This is a genomic window from Streptomyces sp. NPDC002076 (genome assembly GCF_053593835.1).
Window position 1 is genome coordinate 88,415 of the sequence record NZ_JBSFDI010000027.1, and the last position, 19,718, is coordinate 108,132.

At 70.4% G+C, this 19,718-nt stretch carries 13 protein-coding genes and 4 pseudogenes; 8 read left to right on the top strand and 9 right to left on the bottom strand.

Features of this window, described 5'->3' with window-relative positions:
- Nucleotides 1–117 precede the first annotated feature (117 nt).
- Nucleotides 118–438: pseudogene (locus ACWCQS_RS39000) on the bottom strand (zinc ribbon domain-containing protein); the annotation flags it as partial.
- Nucleotides 439–556: 118 nt separating this feature from the next.
- A complete protein-coding gene (locus ACWCQS_RS39005) occupies nt 557–973 on the bottom strand; it encodes a MarR family transcriptional regulator (protein ID WP_451008886.1) in 417 nt (138 codons plus the stop codon).
- Between the two features lie 379 nt (nt 974–1,352).
- Here ACWCQS_RS39005 and ACWCQS_RS39010 point away from each other — a divergent pair, with 379 nt between their 5' ends.
- Nucleotides 1,353–4,097 carry a multifunctional oxoglutarate decarboxylase/oxoglutarate dehydrogenase thiamine pyrophosphate-binding subunit/dihydrolipoyllysine-residue succinyltransferase subunit gene (locus ACWCQS_RS39010; protein WP_451008887.1) on the top strand — a complete coding sequence of 915 codons (2,745 nt, stop codon included), beginning with the start codon at nt 1,353–1,355 and terminating at the stop codon, nt 4,095–4,097.
- A gap of 207 nt (nt 4,098–4,304) precedes the next feature.
- Nucleotides 4,305–5,372 (top strand): tellurite resistance/C4-dicarboxylate transporter family protein, encoded by a 1,068-nt coding sequence (locus ACWCQS_RS39015; RefSeq protein ID WP_451008888.1) that lies wholly within the window; start codon nt 4,305–4,307, stop codon nt 5,370–5,372.
- 97 nt (nt 5,373–5,469) lie between these two features.
- Here ACWCQS_RS39015 and ACWCQS_RS39020 read toward each other — a convergent pair whose 3' ends face one another.
- Nucleotides 5,470–6,549, bottom strand: a complete 1,080-nt coding sequence (locus tag ACWCQS_RS39020; RefSeq protein WP_451008889.1) for a TDT family transporter — start codon at nt 6,547–6,549, stop codon at nt 5,470–5,472.
- A gap of 568 nt (nt 6,550–7,117) precedes the next feature.
- On the opposite strand from ACWCQS_RS39020, the gene ACWCQS_RS39025 reads away from it, so the two are divergent.
- The 4 genes from ACWCQS_RS39025 to ACWCQS_RS39040 all read left to right on the top strand — a co-directional run bounded on the left by ACWCQS_RS39025 (nt 7,118) and on the right by ACWCQS_RS39040 (nt 11,977).
- Nucleotides 7,118–8,122 (top strand): GlxA family transcriptional regulator, encoded by a 1,005-nt coding sequence (locus ACWCQS_RS39025; RefSeq protein WP_107100545.1) that lies wholly within the window; start codon nt 7,118–7,120, stop codon nt 8,120–8,122.
- A 576-nt stretch (nt 8,123–8,698) separates the two neighbouring features.
- Nucleotides 8,699–9,427, top strand: a complete 729-nt coding sequence (locus tag ACWCQS_RS39030) for a DNA-3-methyladenine glycosylase (protein ID WP_451008890.1) — start codon at nt 8,699–8,701, stop codon at nt 9,425–9,427.
- A 195-nt stretch (nt 9,428–9,622) separates the two neighbouring features.
- Nucleotides 9,623–11,176, top strand: a complete 1,554-nt coding sequence (locus ACWCQS_RS39035; RefSeq protein ID WP_451008891.1) for an MFS transporter — start codon at nt 9,623–9,625, stop codon at nt 11,174–11,176.
- Nucleotides 11,177–11,521: 345 nt separating this feature from the next.
- On the top strand, nt 11,522–11,977 hold the full coding sequence (locus ACWCQS_RS39040; RefSeq protein WP_451008892.1) for a DUF6884 domain-containing protein: 456 nt from the start codon (nt 11,522–11,524) through the stop codon (nt 11,975–11,977).
- A 270-nt stretch (nt 11,978–12,247) separates the two neighbouring features.
- Here the strand turns inward: ACWCQS_RS39040 and ACWCQS_RS39045 are convergent, their stop codons facing one another.
- A complete protein-coding gene (locus ACWCQS_RS39045; RefSeq protein WP_451008893.1) occupies nt 12,248–12,997 on the bottom strand; it encodes an SDR family NAD(P)-dependent oxidoreductase in 750 nt (249 codons plus the stop codon).
- A gap of 75 nt (nt 12,998–13,072) precedes the next feature.
- Here ACWCQS_RS39045 and ACWCQS_RS39050 point away from each other — a divergent pair.
- Together ACWCQS_RS39050 and ACWCQS_RS39055 are read left to right on the top strand one after the other, a co-directional pair.
- Nucleotides 13,073–13,678: pseudogene (locus ACWCQS_RS39050) on the top strand (alpha/beta hydrolase).
- Nucleotides 13,679–13,752: 74 nt separating this feature from the next.
- Nucleotides 13,753–13,920 (top strand): annotated as a pseudogene (locus tag ACWCQS_RS39055) (IS630 family transposase); the annotation flags it as partial.
- Between the two features lie 188 nt (nt 13,921–14,108).
- Here the strand turns inward: ACWCQS_RS39055 and ACWCQS_RS39060 are convergent.
- The 5 genes and pseudogenes from ACWCQS_RS39060 to ACWCQS_RS39080 form a co-directional block, all read right to left on the bottom strand.
- Nucleotides 14,109–14,180: pseudogene (locus tag ACWCQS_RS39060) on the bottom strand (hypothetical protein); the annotation flags it as partial.
- 686 nt (nt 14,181–14,866) lie between these two features.
- Entirely contained in the window at nt 14,867–15,601 is a 735-nt protein-coding gene (locus ACWCQS_RS39065) for a response regulator transcription factor (protein ID WP_451008894.1), read from the bottom strand.
- A gap of 56 nt (nt 15,602–15,657) precedes the next feature.
- Nucleotides 15,658–18,309: an FtsX-like permease family protein gene (locus tag ACWCQS_RS39070; protein WP_451008895.1), complete on the bottom strand. Its 2,652-nt coding sequence runs from the start codon at nt 18,307–18,309 to the stop codon at nt 15,658–15,660.
- Nucleotides 18,306–18,968 (bottom strand): ABC transporter ATP-binding protein, encoded by a 663-nt coding sequence (locus tag ACWCQS_RS39075; protein WP_451008896.1) that lies wholly within the window; start codon nt 18,966–18,968, stop codon nt 18,306–18,308. Before ACWCQS_RS39075 ends, ACWCQS_RS39070 begins: the two co-directional genes overlap by 4 nt.
- A complete protein-coding gene (locus ACWCQS_RS39080) occupies nt 18,955–19,716 on the bottom strand; it encodes an ABC transporter ATP-binding protein (protein WP_451008897.1) in 762 nt (253 codons plus the stop codon). The genes ACWCQS_RS39075 and ACWCQS_RS39080 overlap by 14 nt, the downstream gene beginning before the upstream one ends.
- Nucleotides 19,717–19,718: the final 2 nt, after the last annotated feature.

A 19,718-nucleotide genomic window follows, 5' to 3' on the forward strand; every position in this document is an offset into this window, starting at 1 on the left:
CGCCTCGGAAGTGCCCACGCCGGTCGTGCGGAAACTGGCCCGGAACGCACCAGGTGTCACACCCAGCTGCCTTGAAGTTCTCCCCTCCCTTCGCAAGCTCAGGAAGGGGATTCCCGTCTACCTTTCGGCGACAGGCTTGACGGATTTACCCGCCCGACGACCGCGCCCTCCGGCGGCCGGGATCTCCATGATGACGTGGCCGATCCGATACAGGTGCAGGATGTTCCGGGCCGCGTTCCAGTCGGCGTTTCCGGTCCATCCACACTCGGTCCACACTCGGTGTTCTTGCACGCGAACAGCTCTTGGGTCTCTCGGCTGCCTGGCATGATGAAGCCGCACGCTGAGCATCGCTGGGAGGTGTACGGGAGCGGTCAGCATCGTGACCGTCCGCCCCCACGCCTCTTGTGTGATGGAGCGGTTCGTACCGGCCTTGGCCTTGGCCCCGTTGCGCAGGTAATTGCCTTCGTTGTCGGGGTCCGGCTTCGGCTTGGGCGCTTTGGTCATGCCACCAGGTGCCGTCCGCCGACCACAGCCGGTGGCGTGGAAAACGAGCAGATCAAGTGACGTCACACGATCGGCCGGACGGCTCCTGGGTGTCCAGTCCCGGACCGAGGTGCCGGCGCATCAGCGCCTGCGCGGTCGTCTCGGCGGCGGCGAACCTGGAGCGTCCTGCGTCGGTCAGGGTGGCCTCGACCGTCCTGCGGTCTGCGGCACGACGATGGCGATCAATCAGTCCGGCAGCCTGCAGACCCCTGAGGAGGTAGGACATCCGGTCCCCGGATTCCTGGAGGAACGCCGCCAGCTTGGCAACGGGCACAGATCCGCTCGCGACCTCGCCGAGCGCGCCGAGAATGAGGTAGTCATGGAGCGACAGTCCGTGCCGCACCCGCAACTCACCGTGCACGAGACCCAAGGTCCGCAGGACCCCTGGAAACTGCCACCGCGTGGTGTCCGACCAATCGTAGTCGATCATATTCCTTCCCAGGGGTCGGTTCTCCGGCCGCAAGCCCGCGGCCGCAGCATCACAACCAGATTCCATACGACGTCGATCCCGGGCCGGACGGACACGAAGCCCTCGGATCAGGACGGCGTCACCCGCCCGCACTCCGACTGTCCGACGACGGCAGGCAGCAGGCCGTCACCGGCCGATGTCCTGATGTGAGGCCGTCGTGGCCCGCCCGGCCATCCGTCTCCGCACTCCCGGCGTCCTAGCGTCGTCAGTGCGACGCGGTCGAACGGGTCGGTCTCCGCAACGGTTGCGAAGTCCTCGAACACCTGACACGCAGGCGGACGACCGCCGTAGCCGCGTCCGCCATCCCAAGGCTTCGCAGATGAAAGAAGGCGTTCGCGCCATGGCGTCGCAATCAGACACCGCTCGAGCAGCATCTCACGGGCTGGACTTCGGGCTCAACGAATGGGTCGTGGACGAGCAGCGGCGGCGTTACCTCCAGGACCCCGGCTCGGTCGACCAGACGTGGAGGGACTTCTTCGCCACCCTGGTGTCCCCGGCCGCCACGGCCTCCCTGACCGCCTCAGCCCAACACCACAAGGACACCGACGAGGCGGCGCTCAAGGCGGTCCGGGTCGCGGCGCTCATCCACGCCTATCGCGTGCGCGGGCACCTGATGGCAGGCACGGACCCGCTCATGGCGCGGCCCGCCTTCGCACCTCCGGAACTCGACATCGCCGCGTTCGGACTCAACGACGCGGACCGGGCGGAGGACTTCGCCGTGGACGGGTTCGCCGGGCACACCACGATGACACTCGACGAAGTGCTCGGCGCATTGCGGGAGTTCTACTGCCGCACCGCCGGGTTCGAGTACATGCACATCCAGGACGCCCGGGAACGCCGCTGGATCCAGCAGCGCGTCGAGGGCCCGCAGCGCCGCCCGGACCGTGCCGGACAGCTGCGGATCCTCTACCGGTTGGGGGCCGCGGAGGCCTTCGAGACGTTCCTGCAGACCAAGTACGTGGGCCAGAAACGGTACTCGCTCGAAGGCGGCGAGTCGGCCATCGTGCTGCTCGACGCCCTGTTGCTCCGCGCCATCGAAGACGGTGTCCAAGAAGCCGTCATCGGGATGGCGCACCGCGGCCGGCTGAACGTCCTGGCCAACATCATCGGCAAGTCCTACGGCCAGATATTCAACGAGTTCGAGGACGCGGTGGACATCCGGTCGGTCCAGGGCTCGGGGGACGTGAAGTACCACCTCGGCGCGGAGGGCACCTACCGTGCCCTGGACGGCGGCACCATCGCCGTCTCGGTCGTGGCGAACCCCTCGCACCTGGAGATCGTGGGGCCGGTGGCCCAGGGCGTGGTGCGCGCCAAGCAGGACCTGGCCGGGGACCAGGGCGAGCCCTTCCCCGTACTGCCGGTCGTCCTCCACGGCGACGCGGCCTTCGCCGGCCAGGGCGTGGTCGCCGAGACCCTGAACATGTCGCAACTGCCGGGCTACCGCACGGGCGGGACGGTCCACGTGGTCGTCAACAACCAGGTCGGCTTCACCACCCTGCCCGCCAACGGCCGTTCGAGCACGTACGCCACCCATGTGGCACGGATGGTGGAGGCCCCGATCTTCCACGTCAACGGCGACGACCCGGAAGCAGTCGACCGCGTCGCACGGATGGCCTTCGACTACCGCCAGACGTTCCACAAGGACGTCGTGGTCGATCTGGTCTGCTACCGGCGCCACGGGCACAGCGAGGTCGACGACCCGTCCATCACGCAGCCGATGATGTACGAACGCATCGACGCCAAGGCTTCGGTGCGCACGCTGTACGCCGCGGCCCTCATGGACCGCGGGGACATCGGCCAGCGGCAGGTGGACAGTGCCCGCCGCAACTACCAGGATCACCTCGAGCGGGCCTTCGCCGAGACCCGGGCGCTGCCCGCTCCTGCACCGGCCGAAGACCTTCCTTGCGCCGACGCCGGGCAGGCGGCCACCCGGCGCACGGCGACCGCGATCGACGAGGCGAGGGCCCGTCAGGTCATCGCATCGCAGACCGACCTGCCGCAGGGCTTCACGGTGCACCCGCGTGTCCTGCCGCAGCTCCACCGGCGTACGGCGACGCTCGACACCGGCACCGTCGACTGGGCCACCGCGGAGACACTGGCGATCGGTGCGCTGCTGCTGGAGGGCGTCCCGGTACGGCTGGCCGGACAGGACTCCCGGCGCGGCACCTTCGGCCAGCGCCACGCCGTACTGACGGACCGGCGCACCGGCGCGGAGCACACGCCGCTGAACTCCCTCAGCCCGCAGGCCGCGAGCTTCGCACCGTACGACTCGATGCTGTCCGAACTGGCGGCGCTGGCCTTCGAGTACGGCTATGCGCAGGCCCGTCCGGAAGCCCTGGTGCTGTGGGAGGCCCAGTTCGGTGACTTCGCCAACGGCGCGCAGACGGTCGTCGACGAGTACATCGCCTCGTCCGAGCAGAAATGGGGCCAGCGCTCCGCAGTGACCATGCTGCTGCCCCACGGCCTGGAGGGCCAGGGCCCCGACCACTCCTCCGCCCGGATCGAACGCTTCCTGCAATTGTGCGCGCAGGACAACATGACCGTGGCCATGCCCTCCCTGCCGGGCAACTACTTCCATCTGCTCAGGCAGCAGGCGCTGGACGGCCGCAGGCCACTGGTGGTCTTCACCCCGAAGTCGATGCTGCGGTCGAAGGCGGCCGTCTCCGCCCTCGCCGAGTTCACCCAGGGCGGCTTCCGTCCGGTCCTGCCGGACGACACGACGGACCCGGCCCATGTCTCGCGCGTGCTGCTGTGCTCGGGCAAGGTCTTCTACGACCTCGACGCCCACCGGCACGCCGCGGGCTCGACCGACACGGCGATCGTCCGCGTGGAGCGCCTCTACCCGTTCCCCGACGAGGAACTCGCGGCGGAACTCGTCCGCTTCCGCGCGGTCGCGGACGTGCGGTGGGTGCAGGAGGAGCCGGAGAACCAGGGTGCGTGGTCGTTCGTCGCGCCGCGTCTGCACCGGCTGACCCGGCGCGCGGTGGAGTGCGTGAGCCGGGCCGAGGCGCCCGCGCCCGCGGTCGGCTCGGCCCGCCGGCACGGCGTGGAGCAGAAGGCTCTCGTGACATCGGCCTTCCAGTGATCAGCGGCTCGCGCGGTGCGCATCGTCTGCCCACGGCGCGTATCCGTCGACACCACGGCAGCATCGAGGAGGAGCGGCGCTGAGCCTGCTGGCGCGCATCAACCCGGAACTCACGATGAGCGGCGCCCGGATGCCGCCCTTCCCGAGCACGGACGTACCGCTCCCGGTTCCCGGCCGCCCGGACACCGCGCGGCCGTCTCCGCCGCGGTGGCCAATCTCAACGCGGGCGCACTCGCGTTCGGTAATGGGCACCGGCATCGTCTCCACGGCCTGTACGTCAACGGCGCCGATACCGCCTCCGCCGTACTGCTGTGGGAGGCCCTGGCCGGTTATGCCGTACTGGTGCCCGCCTACGGCTGGCGGCTGCTGCGCCGGCGCGAGCGGTTCGTCGCGGATCTCCTCGGGCCGCGTGCCTTCGCGTTCCTCACCCTCGCGATCTCCTCGAACGTGCTGGCTGCTCGCTTTGTGCCGACCGGACACACCGCGGTCGCCGGGGCGTTCCTGGCGTTCGGGACGCTGGGGTGGGTGGTGCTGGACTACGGCATCCCGCTCGCGCTCATCACCACGCTGAAGCGGGGCCCCTCGCTCGACCAGGTGAACGGCACCTGGTTCCTGTGGTCGGTGGGATCGGAGTCGGTGGCGGTCGCGGCGGCATCGCTGGCCCGGGTGACCCCGGGCCACGCACTGGCCGTCCTGGCAGTGGTGTGCTGGGCCGTCGGCCTGATGCAGTACCTGCCGACCACCGCGCTGGTCCTGGCCCGGCTGCTGGCCCGGCCGGTGCAGCCGGAAGGCCTCATGACGTCCGTATGGATCTTCATGGGGGCGGCGGCGATCGCCGTACTCACCGGAGTCCGGCTGATCGCACTCCATCCAGGCACCACGATGTCGTCGCGTCCGCTCGTCATCGGGACGTCCGTCGTCCTGTGGGCGTTCTCAAGCTGGCTGATTCCGCTCCTGCTGGCTCTGGGCGTTTGGCGGCACGCGCTGCGCCGTATCCCGCTGCGCTACGTGCTCGGCTGGTGGAACCTCGTCTTCCCGGTCGGCATGTATGCGGTCACCACGCATGAGCTGGGACGCGCGACCGCAACCTCGTGGATGACGAGCGTGGGCCGTTGGGAGGTCTGGATCGCCGTGGTGTTCTGGGCTGTCGTGTTCGCCGCCATGGTGGCAGCCAGGCTCCGGGCCCGCCCCACGACCGCGCACGGATCCGCCGGTGCGGGGCAGACGGCCCGCCCGCAGAGCACGGCCTCGTCGGCAACCGGGGCGCTGCCATAGGCACGCGTTGCGGTGCGGCGCGAACCCGGCTGCCCGTCGGCAGACAGCCGGGTTCGCGCGACGCGTCCGTGTCATGCGGAGCGTTACACGGGCCCTGTCAGCGGCGGGCGCGCTCACGCTGCCGGACAGCATGGCGCAGGGAGTGCCAGGCGACCACCGCCCAGGCGGCGACGAGCAGGGCGTACAGGACGACGGCGATCCAGACGAACAGCTGCGAGCCGGTACGAGCAGCGAGCGCGCTCGTGCCGGTGACGCACGCACCGAGGGGGAAGATGAAGGACCACCAGGTGGCTGCGAAGGGCAGCCCTCTGCGGATTTCCCGTACGGTCAGCGCTGTGGCCAGTACCAGCCACAGCAGGGCGAAGCCCCAGATCCCGAGCCCACCCAGGAGCGCTACGACACCACTCCCGCGCGCGTACGGGGCGGGCAGCGCGCTCGGCGACGCCGTGGCCAGCGTCCCCAGCGCCGCCACCGCCTGATCCAGCGCCCCCACGCCGATCCACATCGTGGGCACCACCGCACCGCCGGGCGCGTCATGATGCACCAGGCGGCTGTACACCATGGCCAGCACCAGCAGGACCGCGACCAACCCGAGCCCGAGCATCGAGTAGCAGCACAGCAGCAGGGCCAGCCGCACCTGCCCGGCCGGCGCCCGCGGGATGAGCAGCGCGCCCGTCGCGGCGGAGACCAGCGGCGGCACCACCGGTAGCAGCCAGCCGCCGAACGCCGCGTCCGGCGTGAAACGGTGCCGCGTGACCATGAGATACGGCACCGTGCAGGCGGTGGCAAGACCCAGCACCGTACCGGCCGACCACAGCACCCAGTCCGCATCCACCGCCGCACGCTCCCCGATCAGCCGCCGGCCGAGCAGTAGTGTCCCGGCCCCGACGGTGAGCACAGCCATCGGCGGCGCCCCGAAGAACTGGGCCAGTACCGGATCACCGGCATGCACCCGCAGCGCCCGCTGCCCGGTATAGCTGACGGCGAGCACGATCAGCAGCAGCGCGGTCCCCGCCCAGACCACCGTGGCGGCCTCGCCGAGCCCGGGGAAACCGCGCGGCAGGGTGGCGGCCGCGACGGCGACGATCCCGCTGCCCATGACGGCGGCGAACCAGCCGGGACCGAGCCGGCCACGCTTCCTACCGTTCGCCTCGTCCGGCTGGTCACGTACAAGCACGGATGATCTCGGGGCCGAGCCGACCGCGGACGCTCTCGGGGCCGGGCCGACCTGGGACGGGACCGCTCGGCTGGTACTGGGGTGGGGTGTCACGGCGCGGAGTGCCCTCTCTTGGGGTGTCGGATTCGTCACCGTCCACGACCAGCCACGGTGACGGGCCGGCCGACTGGCCGGGCCACACCCAGCAGCTCAGGGACGCGGCCGAGACCGTCGGCCCATTGGCGCCCTCGACGCTATGGCGAAGCGCGGCTCCCGCCACAGAACAGCACGCGCCATGACGCCCTCACACCAGGACATCGAGCACCGTGCAGGCCCGTTGCCGGGTGCCGGCCCGATGCCCCGATGTCCTTGTCCGAGCGTGTTGTGGCCACACCTGTGGCCATGACGAGACGGCAAGCGACCGCTGAACACGGGCGAGGCGCCGAAGCCCGATGCCTCGTTCCACACCACGGAAGGCAGCAGCATGCCGCAGGGACGCGGACGACAATCGGCACGGGAGCGGCAGAGCAAGGCCGGGCGCATGATGGTGTCCTCCGATGTGGGCCCCAGTCCGTCCGGGAGGCGCACGATGAAGGACAGGCCGTCAGGCAGGAAGCCGCTCCTGGTGACCGTGCTGGTCTTCCCCGGCGTACGGCTGCTCGACGTCACCGGACCGATCGAGGTGTTCACGACAGCCAACGAATTCGGCGGCCGCTACCGCGTACGCACGGTCTCCCCTGACGGCGCCGACGTGGTCACCGCAGCCGGCACCGGACTGCGCGTCGACCTCGCTGCCGCGCAGGTACAGGCGGCCAGCGATGTGGTCGTCATCCCCGGCGGCCCGGAGTGGCCCTCCCTCATCAAGGACGACGCGCTGCTGGACGCCATGAGAGGGCTCGACGCACGCGGCTGCCGCACGGCGTCCATCTGCACCGGCGCCTTCCTCCTCGCCGCGGCCGGACTGCTCGACGGACGCAAGGCGACAACGCACTGGCGCTTCGCCGACCAGCTCGCCCTGCGCTACCCGAAGGTGACCGTGGAAGCGGACGCCCTGTTCGTACGCGACGGCCACATCATGACCTCCGCAGGTGTCACCTCGGGCATCGATCTCTCGCTCGCCCTGGTCGAAGAGCACCTCGGCGCCGACGTCGCCCGCGCCGTGGCCAAGGACATGGTCGTGTTCATGCAGCGGCCGGGCGGCCAGTCCCAGTTCAGTGTCCGCACCCACACCCCGCGCGCGAGACAGGAGATGCTGCGCCGGGTCCTGGACGCCGTCGCCGAGGACCCGTCCGCCCCGCACACCCTTGCCGCCATGGCGCGCCGGGCAGGTGTGAGCACCCGCCACATGACACGCCTGTTCCACGACGAGATGCACACGACCCCGGCCCGCTACGTCGAGCAGGTCCGCATGGAAGCCGCCCAGGCGATGCTGGAAGACAGCGACGACCCCATGGCCACCGTGGCCCGGCGCACCGGCTTCGGGTCACCGGAGTCCCTGCGTCGGGCCTTCACGCGCAACCTCGGCATCACGCCGGGAGCCTACCGGGCACGCTTCCGCACCACGCACACCGGAGTCGACGGCAAGGGCGCCTGAGCCCTCGAGGTATCCGGCGAGCACAGACAATCGCCGAAATCCGACAGGCCGGCCGTGCCGGACGAGGCCAGTCAGGCTTCCTCGACAGTCTGTCCCAAGCACCGGCTCTGCGAGCGCGGCCCGCCACGCGGGCGCGCCGAAACGACCGGCGAAGTACTGCGTCTCGTGCACGACCTGCTGGTCGGCGAATTCCATGACGCTCGCCGAGTACGAAGGCGCACCGTCGTAGATGGTGACGCATTCGCTCACCCATACATGCGCGTGGCCGGTGACGCGCAGGAGGGTGAAGCGCCGGTCGGCCGGATGCCCGCCGCGTTGTCTCGCGGCCCCGGAAACGTTCGCCCGACTGCGGATAGTCCAGCATCGCGTCCGCAGCCTGGATCGCGTGCTCGGCCTCGATGTCACCTCGTCCGGAAGCGTGTTCCTTCCTCCAACGGCCTGGTGGGCGTTCGGCTCGGAGGTCCGTATCCGAGTGCCTCACGGCAGCTTCTCGGGCCATGGGGCAACGCAAGGAGAGCGCTGGGACGGTGGGGGCGTCGGATCCGGCGTCCCGGAATCTCGACAGGAGGCAGCGGCTTGGCACAGAACCGGACGGTCCCGGGCGTGGCCGGGACCGATCACGAGCAGTTGCGGGCGTTCGATGAGCCGGGGGCTGCGTCGGCAGGGCGGTCCGCCCTGCGCGAGCACTTCTTCGACCGGCCCGCCCTCGAGGTGGCTCCCGAACTCCTCGGGGCTCTCGTGGTCTCGCGCTCGCAGCGCGGCGTGACGGCGGTGCGTATCACCGAGGTGGAGGCGTACGAGGGGCCCGACGACCCGGCCTCGCATGCGTTCCGGGGCCCGAACCGGACCAATCGAGCGGAGTTCGGGGCCCCGGGGACCTTCTATGTGTACCGGACGCACGCGGTGCATCGGTGCCTGAACGCCGTCTGCGGACCCGGGCGGCGTCCCGCTTCGGTGCTGCTCCGCGCCGGCACCGTCGTGGAGGGAGCAGACGTCGCGCAAGAACGCCGGGGGCCTGGGGTACGGATGCGCGATCTGGCGCGCGGCCCGGCCAACCTCGCGCGAGCGTTGGGCATCGCCGATCTGCATCATGACGGACAGTCAGCATGCGACGCAGCGGCGGAGTTGTTCCTCGCGGAACCCGCCGGGGGCGTCTCGTCCGCGCAGGTCGGTCGAGGGCCGCGGACGGGGGTGGGCGGTCCTGCTGCTTTGTACCCCTGGCGCTTCTGGATGCTGGGCGAGTCGAGCGTCAGCGCCTATCGGGCGCATCCGGGGTCCCGCCAACGGAGGCGGGCGAAGGGCTGACCCTCCCGCCGGCCTGGGACATCACGGTGCCGGCGCCGCTCCCCGGAGGCGGCGGCACCCGGAGGTGCTTCAGCCTCGCTCCGGTACCGGCGCCGGGGTCTGCGACGAACCCGCAGCGAAGACCGAATGTGCGCCTTCGCTGTCCTTATCCGCGGCCACGCACACCTGGCGCCTGCGAGTTGAAAACCTCAGGAAATGTCCGTCGGGCCGGGCCCGCTTGCTGCCTCTCCTCCTGAGACGGCGTCCGCGGGGACGGCGGCGGCCCGACCGTATAGAAGGCGATCAGTGATGACTCCGATCAGTCCCACTCCCGAACCGGATCCGCGCAGGTGGCGCGCGCTCGGGATCATCTGCCTCGTGCAGGTGATGCTGCTCCTCGATGTGACCGTGGTCAATGTCGCGCTTCCCCCCATCCAGCACGATCTCGGCTTCACGACCACGGGCCTGGCATGGGTCGTCAACGGCTACACCGTCACCTACGGTGGGCTGCTGATGCTTGGCGGACGCCTGGGTGATCTGCTCGGCCGCAGACGCCTCTTCCTGACCGGCTTGGCGATCTTCGCGCTGGCGTCGGCGAGCGCGGGAGTGGCCCAGCAAGGCGGTGTACTGATCGCCGGCCGCTTCGTACAGGGCGTCGGTGCGGCACTCGTCAGCCCGGCAGCCCTGTCCCTGGTGACGCTGCTGTTCACACAGCGGCAGGAAAGGGCACGGGCCATGGCCATCTGGAGCGGCCTGGCCGGAGTTGGGGTAGCCCTGGGAGTCGTGCTCTCGGGCATCCTGACCACCATCGCCTCCTGGCGTTGGATATTCTTCATCAATCTGCCCATCGCCGCGTTCGCGTTTTTCGCCACTTTCAGGCTCGTCTCCGAAAGCCGGGCCACCAAGCGCGGTCGGCCTGACGTCCTCGGCGCCGTCACGGTCACCCTCGGTCTGCTCCTGGTCGTGTTCGGCCTCCTGGAGAAGGACAGTCACGTATGGTTCTCGTTCCCCGTCCTGGGTTGCGTCGGGATCGGTGTGCTCTGCCTGATCGGCTTCGTGCTGGTGGAGGCTCACGTGGCCCAACCCCTGGTGCCCCTCGCATTCCTGCGCTCACGTAACCGGAGCATCGCCAACATCGTGCGCATCTGCTACTACGTCGGGTTCGCCACCCTTTTCTTCTCACTGAGCCTGTATGTCCAGCGCATACTGCACTTTTCCGCGCTGGCGACCGGATTCGCCTTTGTACCGTTCGGGTTGGTCATTCTCTTCAGCGCCACTGTGATGGCACCACGCCTCCTTCCCCGGTTCGGTCTGCGGGCCCTGAACGGAGGAGGGCTTGCGGTCACCACGGTCGGCTACGTTCTCCTTGCCGGCCTCAGCAGCCACGGCACCTATGTGGCCGACGTACTGCCCGGACTGATCCTCGTGCCGCTGGGAGGCGGCCTCGTCCTCGTCGGATCCACTGTGGCCGGAGTGGACGGCGCCACCGGTGAGGACGCGGGCATCGCCACCAGCATGAACAATGCGTCCATGCAGATCGGCAGCGCCATCGGCCTGGCTGCCCTGGTCTCACTGGGCACCGGCCACGCCGCCGTGCTGCGGCGTGCGGGCGCCGACCAGGTGACCGCCGCCGCGCACGGTTACGCCTTCAGCTTCACCATCGCCGCCGGCATGACGGCCTTCGGTGCGTTCCTCGGCTTCGCCGGAATCCACCCGACACCGGCCGAGACTCCGACGGTGAGGACCAACGCCAAGGAGCGCGTGGTCTGACGTGCCGCCGGCGGCGAAAGTGAGAGTCCGCGGCCGCGGCGGGCCTGGCGGAACGGTGTTGCCGCTGCGCGTCAGGGGACATGGTGGGCCTGCTCGAAGAGGCCGAGTGTGCACCAGCTGTCCGTGCGACGGCGGCATCGCCGGGTCTGAGCTTCCATCGGCCGCCTCCCCTGCCCCTCCCGTTGGACGCCTCAGGCCGGTCATCCGGCATGACCCTGTTCTTCTCGAACTCCGCTCCGCCATAGCCATCCCCCGGCTCGACCGCCCGGCAGGCGGGTCTCCACCAGAACACGCCGGGCGCGCACACAACCAGTACTGCTCACATCACAGCACAGGACCACAGACATGACCACAAACGACCATCTCGACTACTTCAAGCCGCAACTCGTCGTCATCCCGTGCGGCAGCCGCAAACTGGGCTCGCCCGCGCGCTCCGCAGACATGTACGTAGGCTCCTACCACCGGGCATGCCGCAAGGCCGCCGACGCACTGCAACCTGACCTGCTGCTCATTCTCTCCGCACGCCACGGGCTCCTCGACCTCGACGACGTCATCGAGCCGTACGACACACCTCATGGCGCAGCCGACTCGGTAACGAGCCAGGTCCTTCTGGAACAGGCAACCGTGCGTGACATCGTGGGCCTTGACCCGGTGGTGGCCCTCGGAGGTGCACGACACATCAGCCTCGTGCGCTCCGTCTGGCCGCACGTCCACACGCCGTTGGCCGGAGCACGCGGTATGGGTGAGCAAATGGCCCGGCTTGCAGCATTGCGCGAGGGACGGGGAATGCCTCTGACATGACGCTTCGTGCGGCGACCCCGAGGCCTCGCCGCCATCCGTCAAAGCGCATGGCACTACGGGGACTGGGAAGCGTTCCAGAAGTGACGGTCGTACATGGTGTGGTGGTACCACAGCGCGACGTCGTCAAGCTGATGGTGGAGGCGGTGCCGACCTCTTGCTCCTCAGGGCATCCTAGGGTGTGAGCGGATCCCGGGGTCGGCGACCGTCGGCCCGGGAAGGCGTGAAGCGGTAAGGCAGGAGCGGGCGGTCATGCAGGCCGTCCGTCGACTGCTACCAGGTCTGCTCGCTGGCTCGTACGAGGACCTCGTTGACGGCGACCCGGCGGTCCCGGGTGACGATGTAGGACACGGTGTCGGCGATGTCCTCGGGGCGCAGCAGTTCCATGCCCTGGATCTGACGCTCGATGGCCTGCCGCACGCCATCGCGGAGATGGGTGCTCAGCTCGGTGTCCACGGTGCCGGGCTCGACCACGCTCACTCGCACGTGCTTCTGCATGACCTCCTGCCGCAGGGCCTCGGTGAATCCGTTGACGCCGAACTTCGTCAGGTTGTAAACAGCCGTGCCGGGCCGTGCGACCCGGCCGGCCGTGGAGCTGATGCTGACCAGGTCCGCCATGCCTCGCGGCGAGTCCTCTGCAGCGCGCAGGAGATGCGGCAACGCGGCGTGAGTAATGTAGTGCAGGCCCTGGACGTTGACCTCGAGCATCTGCTCCCACTCTCCGAGCGGCGAGCCCACTATCTGCCCGACACCCATGAAGCCGGCGTTGTTGACGACGGCGTCCAGGCGGCCGAGTTGGGCCACCACAGTGCCCACCGCGGCGGCGGCCTGCCGCTGATCGGTGATGTCTGCCTCCACCACGAGAGCCGTGCCTCCATCGGTCCGGATCTTGTCGGCGAGCTGCTCCAGCCGCTCACGCCGCCGTCCGACGACGGCGACGGCGACGGCGACGGCGACGGCGGCACCTTCGGCGGCGAGGCTGCGGGCGGTCGCCTCGCCGATCCCACTGCTCGCGCCGGTCACGAGCGCCACGGTGTTGCTGAGTCGTGTGGTGATGCTTCTTCTCCATGTTGCGTAGTCGCGGCAGGTGACCGGCAGCTGGTTGCCGGGGTCGCGCCGGGCTCTGTCTCGCCTGCCGGCGCCCGAGGAGTTCTGGGACACGGCGGCGGCCAGCACAAGAAGGCTCCCGACATCGTGGCCATGGCGACCGACCGGTGGATGAGGAGTACAACCGGATCGCGACCGAGAATCAGGCTCGCGTGGCTGCCGGGGAGGAGCTGGCTCCGCTGGTCGCCGGTTTCCAGGCACTCGTCGCTCGCCAGACCGTCCCGGAATGGCAGGCGGTTCTTGACGGGGTCCAGGATCTCGACTACGTCGGTGCTGGTCCGGTGGGGTATTTGGGGGGTGTCGTTGGGGTGTGGACTCGGCGTTCCGTTCGCTGCCGACGAACCCCGGGTCCGCGCGGCAGTGTTGGGGTTGGGCGGGGCGTTGGCATCAGCGGAGGCCGCCCCGCGGATCACGGTCCCGGTGGAGTTCCTGGTGCAGTGGGACGATGAGCGGGTGCCGCGGGCCCACGGCTTGGCTTTGTTCGACGCGTTGGCCTCAGCGGAGAAGACCCTGCACGCCAACCCTGGCAAGCACGGGGCGATCCCGGCATTCGAACTGGACAGCACGCTACGGTTCTTCACCAGGCACCTCGGCTGACAGCTACACCTGCAGTCCGCGACGCGCCGATCGGGATCCGCTTCCGATCGGCGAGTTCAGCGAACACGGGCGGCGTGGCCGACAGAGTTCAGGCTCCGGAGATCGATGACGACGAGGGCCGACGGCTGCTGCGGATCATCCGCAGAGGCACCGGGTGGGTGGTGACCTGGCGGCGGGCCCAGATGGTGCTGCTGTCCGCGCACGGCATGCCGGTGACGAGGATCGCCGAGGTGACGTTCACCGAATCCTGGCCGTCGACGTCTGCCGTGCGCGAACTGCGGCTACTCGGTGAGGTGCAGCAGTAGCTCGGCGTCTTGCACGGCGGCGATGGGGTCGTCGACGTAGTCGAGGTCGGGGTGTGCCCTGCAGGCGTTGTCCAGGGCCTGGGGTCGGTGACGGTGACCTCGGCGCCGAGTTCGTGGAGCTTCTGGGCGACGGCGAGGGCGGGTGAGTCCCGGATGTCGTCGGTGTTCGGCTTGGAGGCGGCGCGTGCGGACAACATCTGCGGCTGCCGGGATGGGACTGGCGTCAGGTCGGGGTTCCCGGCATAGCACGGGCCGGCGGTTCGAGGTGTCCGTAGAGGGCCGCGTGGAGTGCAGCGGCGAGTTCGCGGGCCCTGTGTTCGCTCTCTACGTCGTACAGCACGAAGTAGACGGGCCCGGCGGAGGAGTCGGGGCGGATCTCGCGGGAGATGGATCACCGCGGTGCGGATGGCGTCGTACACCTTGGCGTCGATGGCGTGCTGCGGGGCGGTGAGCGCGTCGGCCTTGACCGACCAATGCGAGCCACAGGCGCTCGATGGCGATGAACACGGCACGCTGTTGCTTTGCCGCCTTGTACGCGGCGTTGAATGCCTCCAGCCCTGTGACGTCCGGGATCAGATCAGCGGGGCAGGGGGCTGGCAGGGGCTGCATGAGGCGCATAGTCCCAGCACGGGTGGGCCTTGGTGACCCCGACACGGTTACGTTCGGGGTCGGTGCACCAGCACAGCGGAATCGTTCACCCACTGCCTCCCACGCCTGCCCGTTCAGCCCGCTGCCCGAGCAGGACCTGACCACCGTCGGCCTCGGCCAAGCTGTCTGAGGGCCGAAGGGGTGCCCGGCAGGGGCCAGCACGAGAACGCCGTCAGTGCCGCCGACGTCGACACCCTTGTCCCCGTCTGTCCGAGCTGGGCCCTCCCTCGGCGTGCTAGGAACGGCTTTCCAGCCGGTAGCCGTGTCCTCTCAGGGTGGTGATGCGGGGCAGTCGGCAGGGACGGTCGGATGCTTCGGCCGCTGCGGCGAGGCGGTGGCGCAGGCTGGCCATGGTGACGTCGAGGGTTTTGGTGGATCCGAACCAGTTCTCGTCCCAGACCTCGGCCATGAGGGTTTCGCGGGATACGGCCTCGCCGATGTGCCGGCCGAGGAGGACGAGGAGTTCGAACTCCTTGGGGCGCAGTTGGACCTCTTCGCCGTGGAGGCTGCAGCGCCGCGCCGTGGTGTCGACCATGAGGTCGCCGAGCCGGAGTACCTCCTGGGGGGCAGGGGTGATGGTGTGGCGGCGCAGGTGGGCGCGCAGGCGGGCGAGCAGGACGGTGAGGCTGAAGGGCTTGACGAGGTAGTCGTCGGCTCCGGCGTCGAGGCCGGCGATCACGTCGATGTCGTCGGTACGGGCGGTGAGGATGATGATGAGCAGGTCGGGGCAGCGGGTGCGCAGGGTGCGGGCCACGTCGAGGCCGTCCATGTCGGGAAGGCCGAGGTCCAGGAGGAGGGCGTCGTAGGGGGTGCGGGCGGCTTCGGCCAGGGCGGTTGCGCCGGTGCGGCTCCAGGTGGGCGCGTAGCCGTTGCTGTGCAGGCCGGTTTCCAGGTGGCGTCCGATGGTGTCGTCGTCCTCGACGACGAGGACGCGGATGCGGCTGCGGTCCGGTACGGCGGGGGTGCGCATGGCCGACAGCGTAGGAGGGCGCGCGGGGATCGGCTTGGCCGGCGGCGGAGGGGTGCTCACAGGTCACGCAGCTCCTCCACGGGCGGGCGCTTTGCGCGCCGGATTCCGTTCAGCGCGGCTGCCATGATGGCGATCAGTGCGGCGAGCGTGGTGAGCACCAGATAGGAGCCGGGCACGGAGAGGCTTGCGGGGGGTGGGTCGAAGACGCCCGTCAGTACCGTGACCAGCATTTCGGACAGTGCCCAGCCGATCAGGGCGCCTCCGGCCAGTCCGCCGGCGGCCAGGAGGAGGGCTTCGGTGAGGACCATGCCACGGAGCTGATGACTCTTGGCGCCGAGGACGGTGGCGATGGCGAAGGTGCGGCGGCGTTCGGCGAGTCCGAGGGCGAGGACCAGTCCCCCGGCTCCGGCGGCCAGCAGGACGGCGAAGGCGAGTTCGATGCGGGTGAGTCCGGCCAGGTCGACGGAGGTAAGGCTGGTGCCGACGGTGCCGCGGGTCTGGGTGAGGTCGGTGACGGTGGCGGCGGTGCCGAGCTGATGGCGCAGGTGTGCGGCGATCTGATTTTGGTGGGTGCCGCCGGTGTTGAGGAGGAAGGCGCCGACCGCGTCGCTGCCGGTGGCCTTGGCGATGTAGGAGGCGTTGGCGACGAAGAAGCTGTCCTTGGGGGCGGTGGGGAACTCCTTGGCGATGCCGGCGTAGTGGAAGGGGACGGTGCGCAGGGCCTTGGTGCGGGCGTCCTGGATGCGCAGGTTGACGGTGTCACCGGGTGAGAGCTGGAAGTCGTTGACGGTCTCGACGCTGACCAGCAGGTTGTCCGGGCGCTGGGCCAGCTTGCGCATGAGCTGGTGGGCGGTGCCTCCGGCGAAGTAGGCGTCCTGGAGAGAGGTGGCCTGGGCGATGGTGTCCGGGCGGACGCCGTAGAGGTCCTGCAGATCGGAGCCGACATAGGCGAAGCGGTGCTGGAGGGGCTCGACGTGCCGGACGCCGGAGACCTTCAGCGTGCCTGCGGCGCTGGGCGATACGCGGGCGCCCGGGGGTTCGGTGACGGTGACATCGGCGCCGTTGGTCAGCCGGGCGTCGACCTCGGCCTGCTGCCGGTAGGTGGCGTTGAAGACGGCGGTGGAGAGGGCGAAGGAGACGGCGAGGGCGAGCAGGACCACGGAGCGGGCGAGTGGGCGCCGGCGTCGGGCCAGGACGGCAGCGGTGGTGCCGGCGAGGGTGGCGGTCAGCGGGCGGGCCAGCCGGGCCAGGACGGGACGGCCGTGGGTGAGGGCGAGAAGGGTCAGGCGCCACAGCAGCAGGGCGGCGCCGATCCACAGCAGGGCGGGGCCGAGGAAGGCCCAGTACGACACGGAGATGCTGGGCACGCCTTCCGGCGCCAGGACGAGGGCGTACTGGTTGCCGGAGGAGGCGCGGAAGATCAACCAGGAGCAGACCAGCAGGAGGAAGTCCAGGCCGTAGCGCATCCACCACGGGCTCCGGGTGCTGCGTGCGCCGGCCTCCTTGCGGGTGTCGGCGACGGTGACGGTCCGCAGGTCGCGCAGGGCGGGTATCAGGACGGCGGCCGTGGCGACGGCGGCGCCGAGGACGAAGGCGATGCCGTACCAGATGGCCTCCGTGCCCGCGCTCGCCCCGAAGGAGGCCGCGCCGAAGGCGAGGCGGCCTGTCAGCGCGGCGATACCCAGCCCGGCCAGGCCACCGGCAAGGCCGATCAGGGCGGCTTCCAGACCCGCGAGAGCGGTGATCTGGGCTGGGCGCAGGCCGCGCAGGCGCAGCAGGCCCTGTTCCTGGCGGCGGCGCTCGCCACCGGCCGAGGCGACCGCGGCGGTGAGCGCGGCGGCCAGGACGGCTCCGGGAACGCCGAGGAAGAGGAAGAGGATCTGGGCGTACAGGGCGTCCTGGCGGGCGGAGTCGAGGGCGGCACCCACGTTGTTGCCGACCAGTGCGGCGCCGGCCGAGCGGGCTTCCAGGTGGTGGGCGGCGCCGGTGACCGCGGTGAAGGCGGCGGCCGGATCGGAGGGCAGCCCCGTGTTGTCGCGAGCGACGTGGATCTGGGTGGTGACGCCCGTGGCGCCGTGGGTGAGGGAGGCGAACTGCGTGGCGGGCAGAAGGACGACGTTGTCCGGGGGTGCGGTCGGCTGGGACTGGGCGGGGGCGCCGACCGTCTGGAAGAGGGAGTCGGCCTGGGGCAGATCGACGACGCCGTCGACCCTCATCTGCCGCACTCCGATGCCGGGGAACTGGACGCCGATGGTGTCGCCGGGGGCGGCGTGCAGGTTGGAGGCGGTCTGCTGGGCCAGCAGGACGCCGGTGGAGGCGCCGGAGAGCGTGCGGATGGCGTCGGGGAACCGGCTGCGGTAGCCGTCGGGCAGGCCCAGGGCCATACCGGGGCCGGTGGTCTGCGTGCTGCCTTGGACGCGGGCGGTGAAGCCGGTGGTGTCGGCATAGCCGACCGGCAGGGCGGCGCGGGTTGCGGGTGTCGTGCGCACCAGGGAGAGGACGGTGTTCGGGTCGGCCGCGGGCTGTACCTGGACCTGCCAGTCGACGGCGACCGAACGCAGGGCGCGCTGGGTCATAGTCGCCTTCGACGCCGTGAGGAAGGAGCCGAGCGCGGCGATGAGAGCGACCGCGAGCGCGATCCCGGCGAGGGCGGCCAGCAGCCGTCCGGTGCGGTAACGGGTCAGGCCCCGAGCCCAGGCGGTGATCACGAGACCTCCTCGGGGGCGAGCAGGCGACCGTCGCGCATGGAGCGCCGGACGGTCAGGCGTGCGGCGATGGCGGGGTCGTGGGTGGTGACGACGAGGGCTGCCCCGATGTGGTGGGCGGTGGCCAGCAGGGCGTCCAGGACATGGGCGCCGGTGGCGTGGTCGAGACGGCCGGTGGGTTCGTCGGCAAGGATCAGCCGCGGAGACTGGGCCAGGACCCGGGCGACGGCCACTCGCTGGGCCTGTCCGCCGGAGATCTCCTCGGGCAGCCGGTCGGCCAGGTCGGCGGCGTCCACCAGGTCCAGCGCCGCAAGGGCGGCCTGCCATGCCTCCGGTTCGGTCCGGTTGGCGAGCACGAGAGGCAGGGCGGCGTTCTCGACCACGCTCAGCGCCGGGATCAGGCTGTCGCCCTGGAAGACCAGACCGATGTCGTACGGCCCGAGTGACGCGGACCGGGTGACGGCGCCGCCGGTGGGCTGTTCGAGCCCGGCCAGCAGGTGCAGCAGCGAACTCTTCCCCGAGCCGGAGGGGCCGACGACTGCGAGCCGATCGCCGGCCCCGATCCGAAGGTTCGCTCCGTGCACGGCCACGACCGCCTGCGGGCCCTGGCCGAAGGTGAGGGCTGCGTCCTGGCAGGCCACGAGCACCTCATCCGGTGGCATCGCGGACCTCCTGCCGTGCGGGGCGTCCGCTGTGGGGGGCCGAGGCGTCGGTGGCTATTCCGTCGGCCAGAGCGATGACCCGGTCGGCCGCCCGCACCGCCTCCGCGCTGTGGGTGACGATCAGGACCGCGCAGCCGTCGGAGGCTCTATCGCGCAGCATGGCGAGCACCATGCGCTCGGTGTCGCTGTCGAGTTCCCCGGTCGGCTCGTCGGCCAGCAGGACGGCGGGCGAGTTGGCCAACGCCACGGCGAGTCCGGCCCTCGCCAGTTCCCCTCCGGACAGCTGCCTGGGCAGGGCGTGGGCCCGCTCGGCGAGCCCGACATGGCGCAGCAGCTCTCCTGGCGAGGTGGCGGGCCCGCGGCCCTTTGCCCGCTGTGCCAGGCGGATGTTGTCCCGCAGGCTCAGATGGGGCAGGAGGTTGCGGGTCTGCAGCAGTACGCCGACGTGCGCCGCGCGCAGCCGGGCGCGCTCGGTCTCCGGACGGTGGCTGATCCGCACCCCGTTGACGCGGACCTCACCGCCCGAGGGCTCGTCCAGTCCGGCCAGACACGCCAGCAGGGTCGATTTGCCCGACCCGGACGGCCCGACGACCGCGACTGTCTCGCCGCGCCTGACCCGCAGCGACACCCCGCGCAACGCGAGCGTCTCCTCCTCCCCGGCCCGGTAGAAGCGATACAGCTCGCGGGCCGTGAGGACGTCCTCGGCGGGGGCGCGGGCGCGCATCTCGTGGGAGGCGTCGGCGGACATGG

Bases quoted from the DNA above. Each gene is read 5' to 3' on its own strand.
- ACWCQS_RS39075 (WP_451008896.1), bottom strand. From the start codon at position 18,968: ATGCCACCGGATGAGGTGCTCGTGGCCTGCCAGGACGCAGCCCTCACC.
- ACWCQS_RS39010 (WP_451008887.1), top strand. From the start codon at position 1,353: ATGGCGTCGCAATCAGACACCGCTCGAGCAGCATCTCACGGGCTGGAC.
- ACWCQS_RS39025 (WP_107100545.1), top strand. From the start codon at position 7,118: ATGAAGGACAGGCCGTCAGGCAGGAAGCCGCTCCTGGTGACCGTGCTG.
- ACWCQS_RS39065 (WP_451008894.1), bottom strand. From the start codon at position 15,601: ATGCGCACCCCCGCCGTACCGGACCGCAGCCGCATCCGCGTCCTCGTC.
- ACWCQS_RS39040 (WP_451008892.1), top strand. From the start codon at position 11,522: ATGACCACAAACGACCATCTCGACTACTTCAAGCCGCAACTCGTCGTC.
- ACWCQS_RS39080 (WP_451008897.1), bottom strand. From the start codon at position 19,716: ATGTCCGCCGACGCCTCCCACGAGATGCGCGCCCGCGCCCCCGCCGAG.
- ACWCQS_RS39005 (WP_451008886.1), bottom strand. From the start codon at position 973: ATGATCGACTACGATTGGTCGGACACCACGCGGTGGCAGTTTCCAGGG.
- ACWCQS_RS39035 (WP_451008891.1), top strand. From the start codon at position 9,623: ATGTCCGTCGGGCCGGGCCCGCTTGCTGCCTCTCCTCCTGAGACGGCG.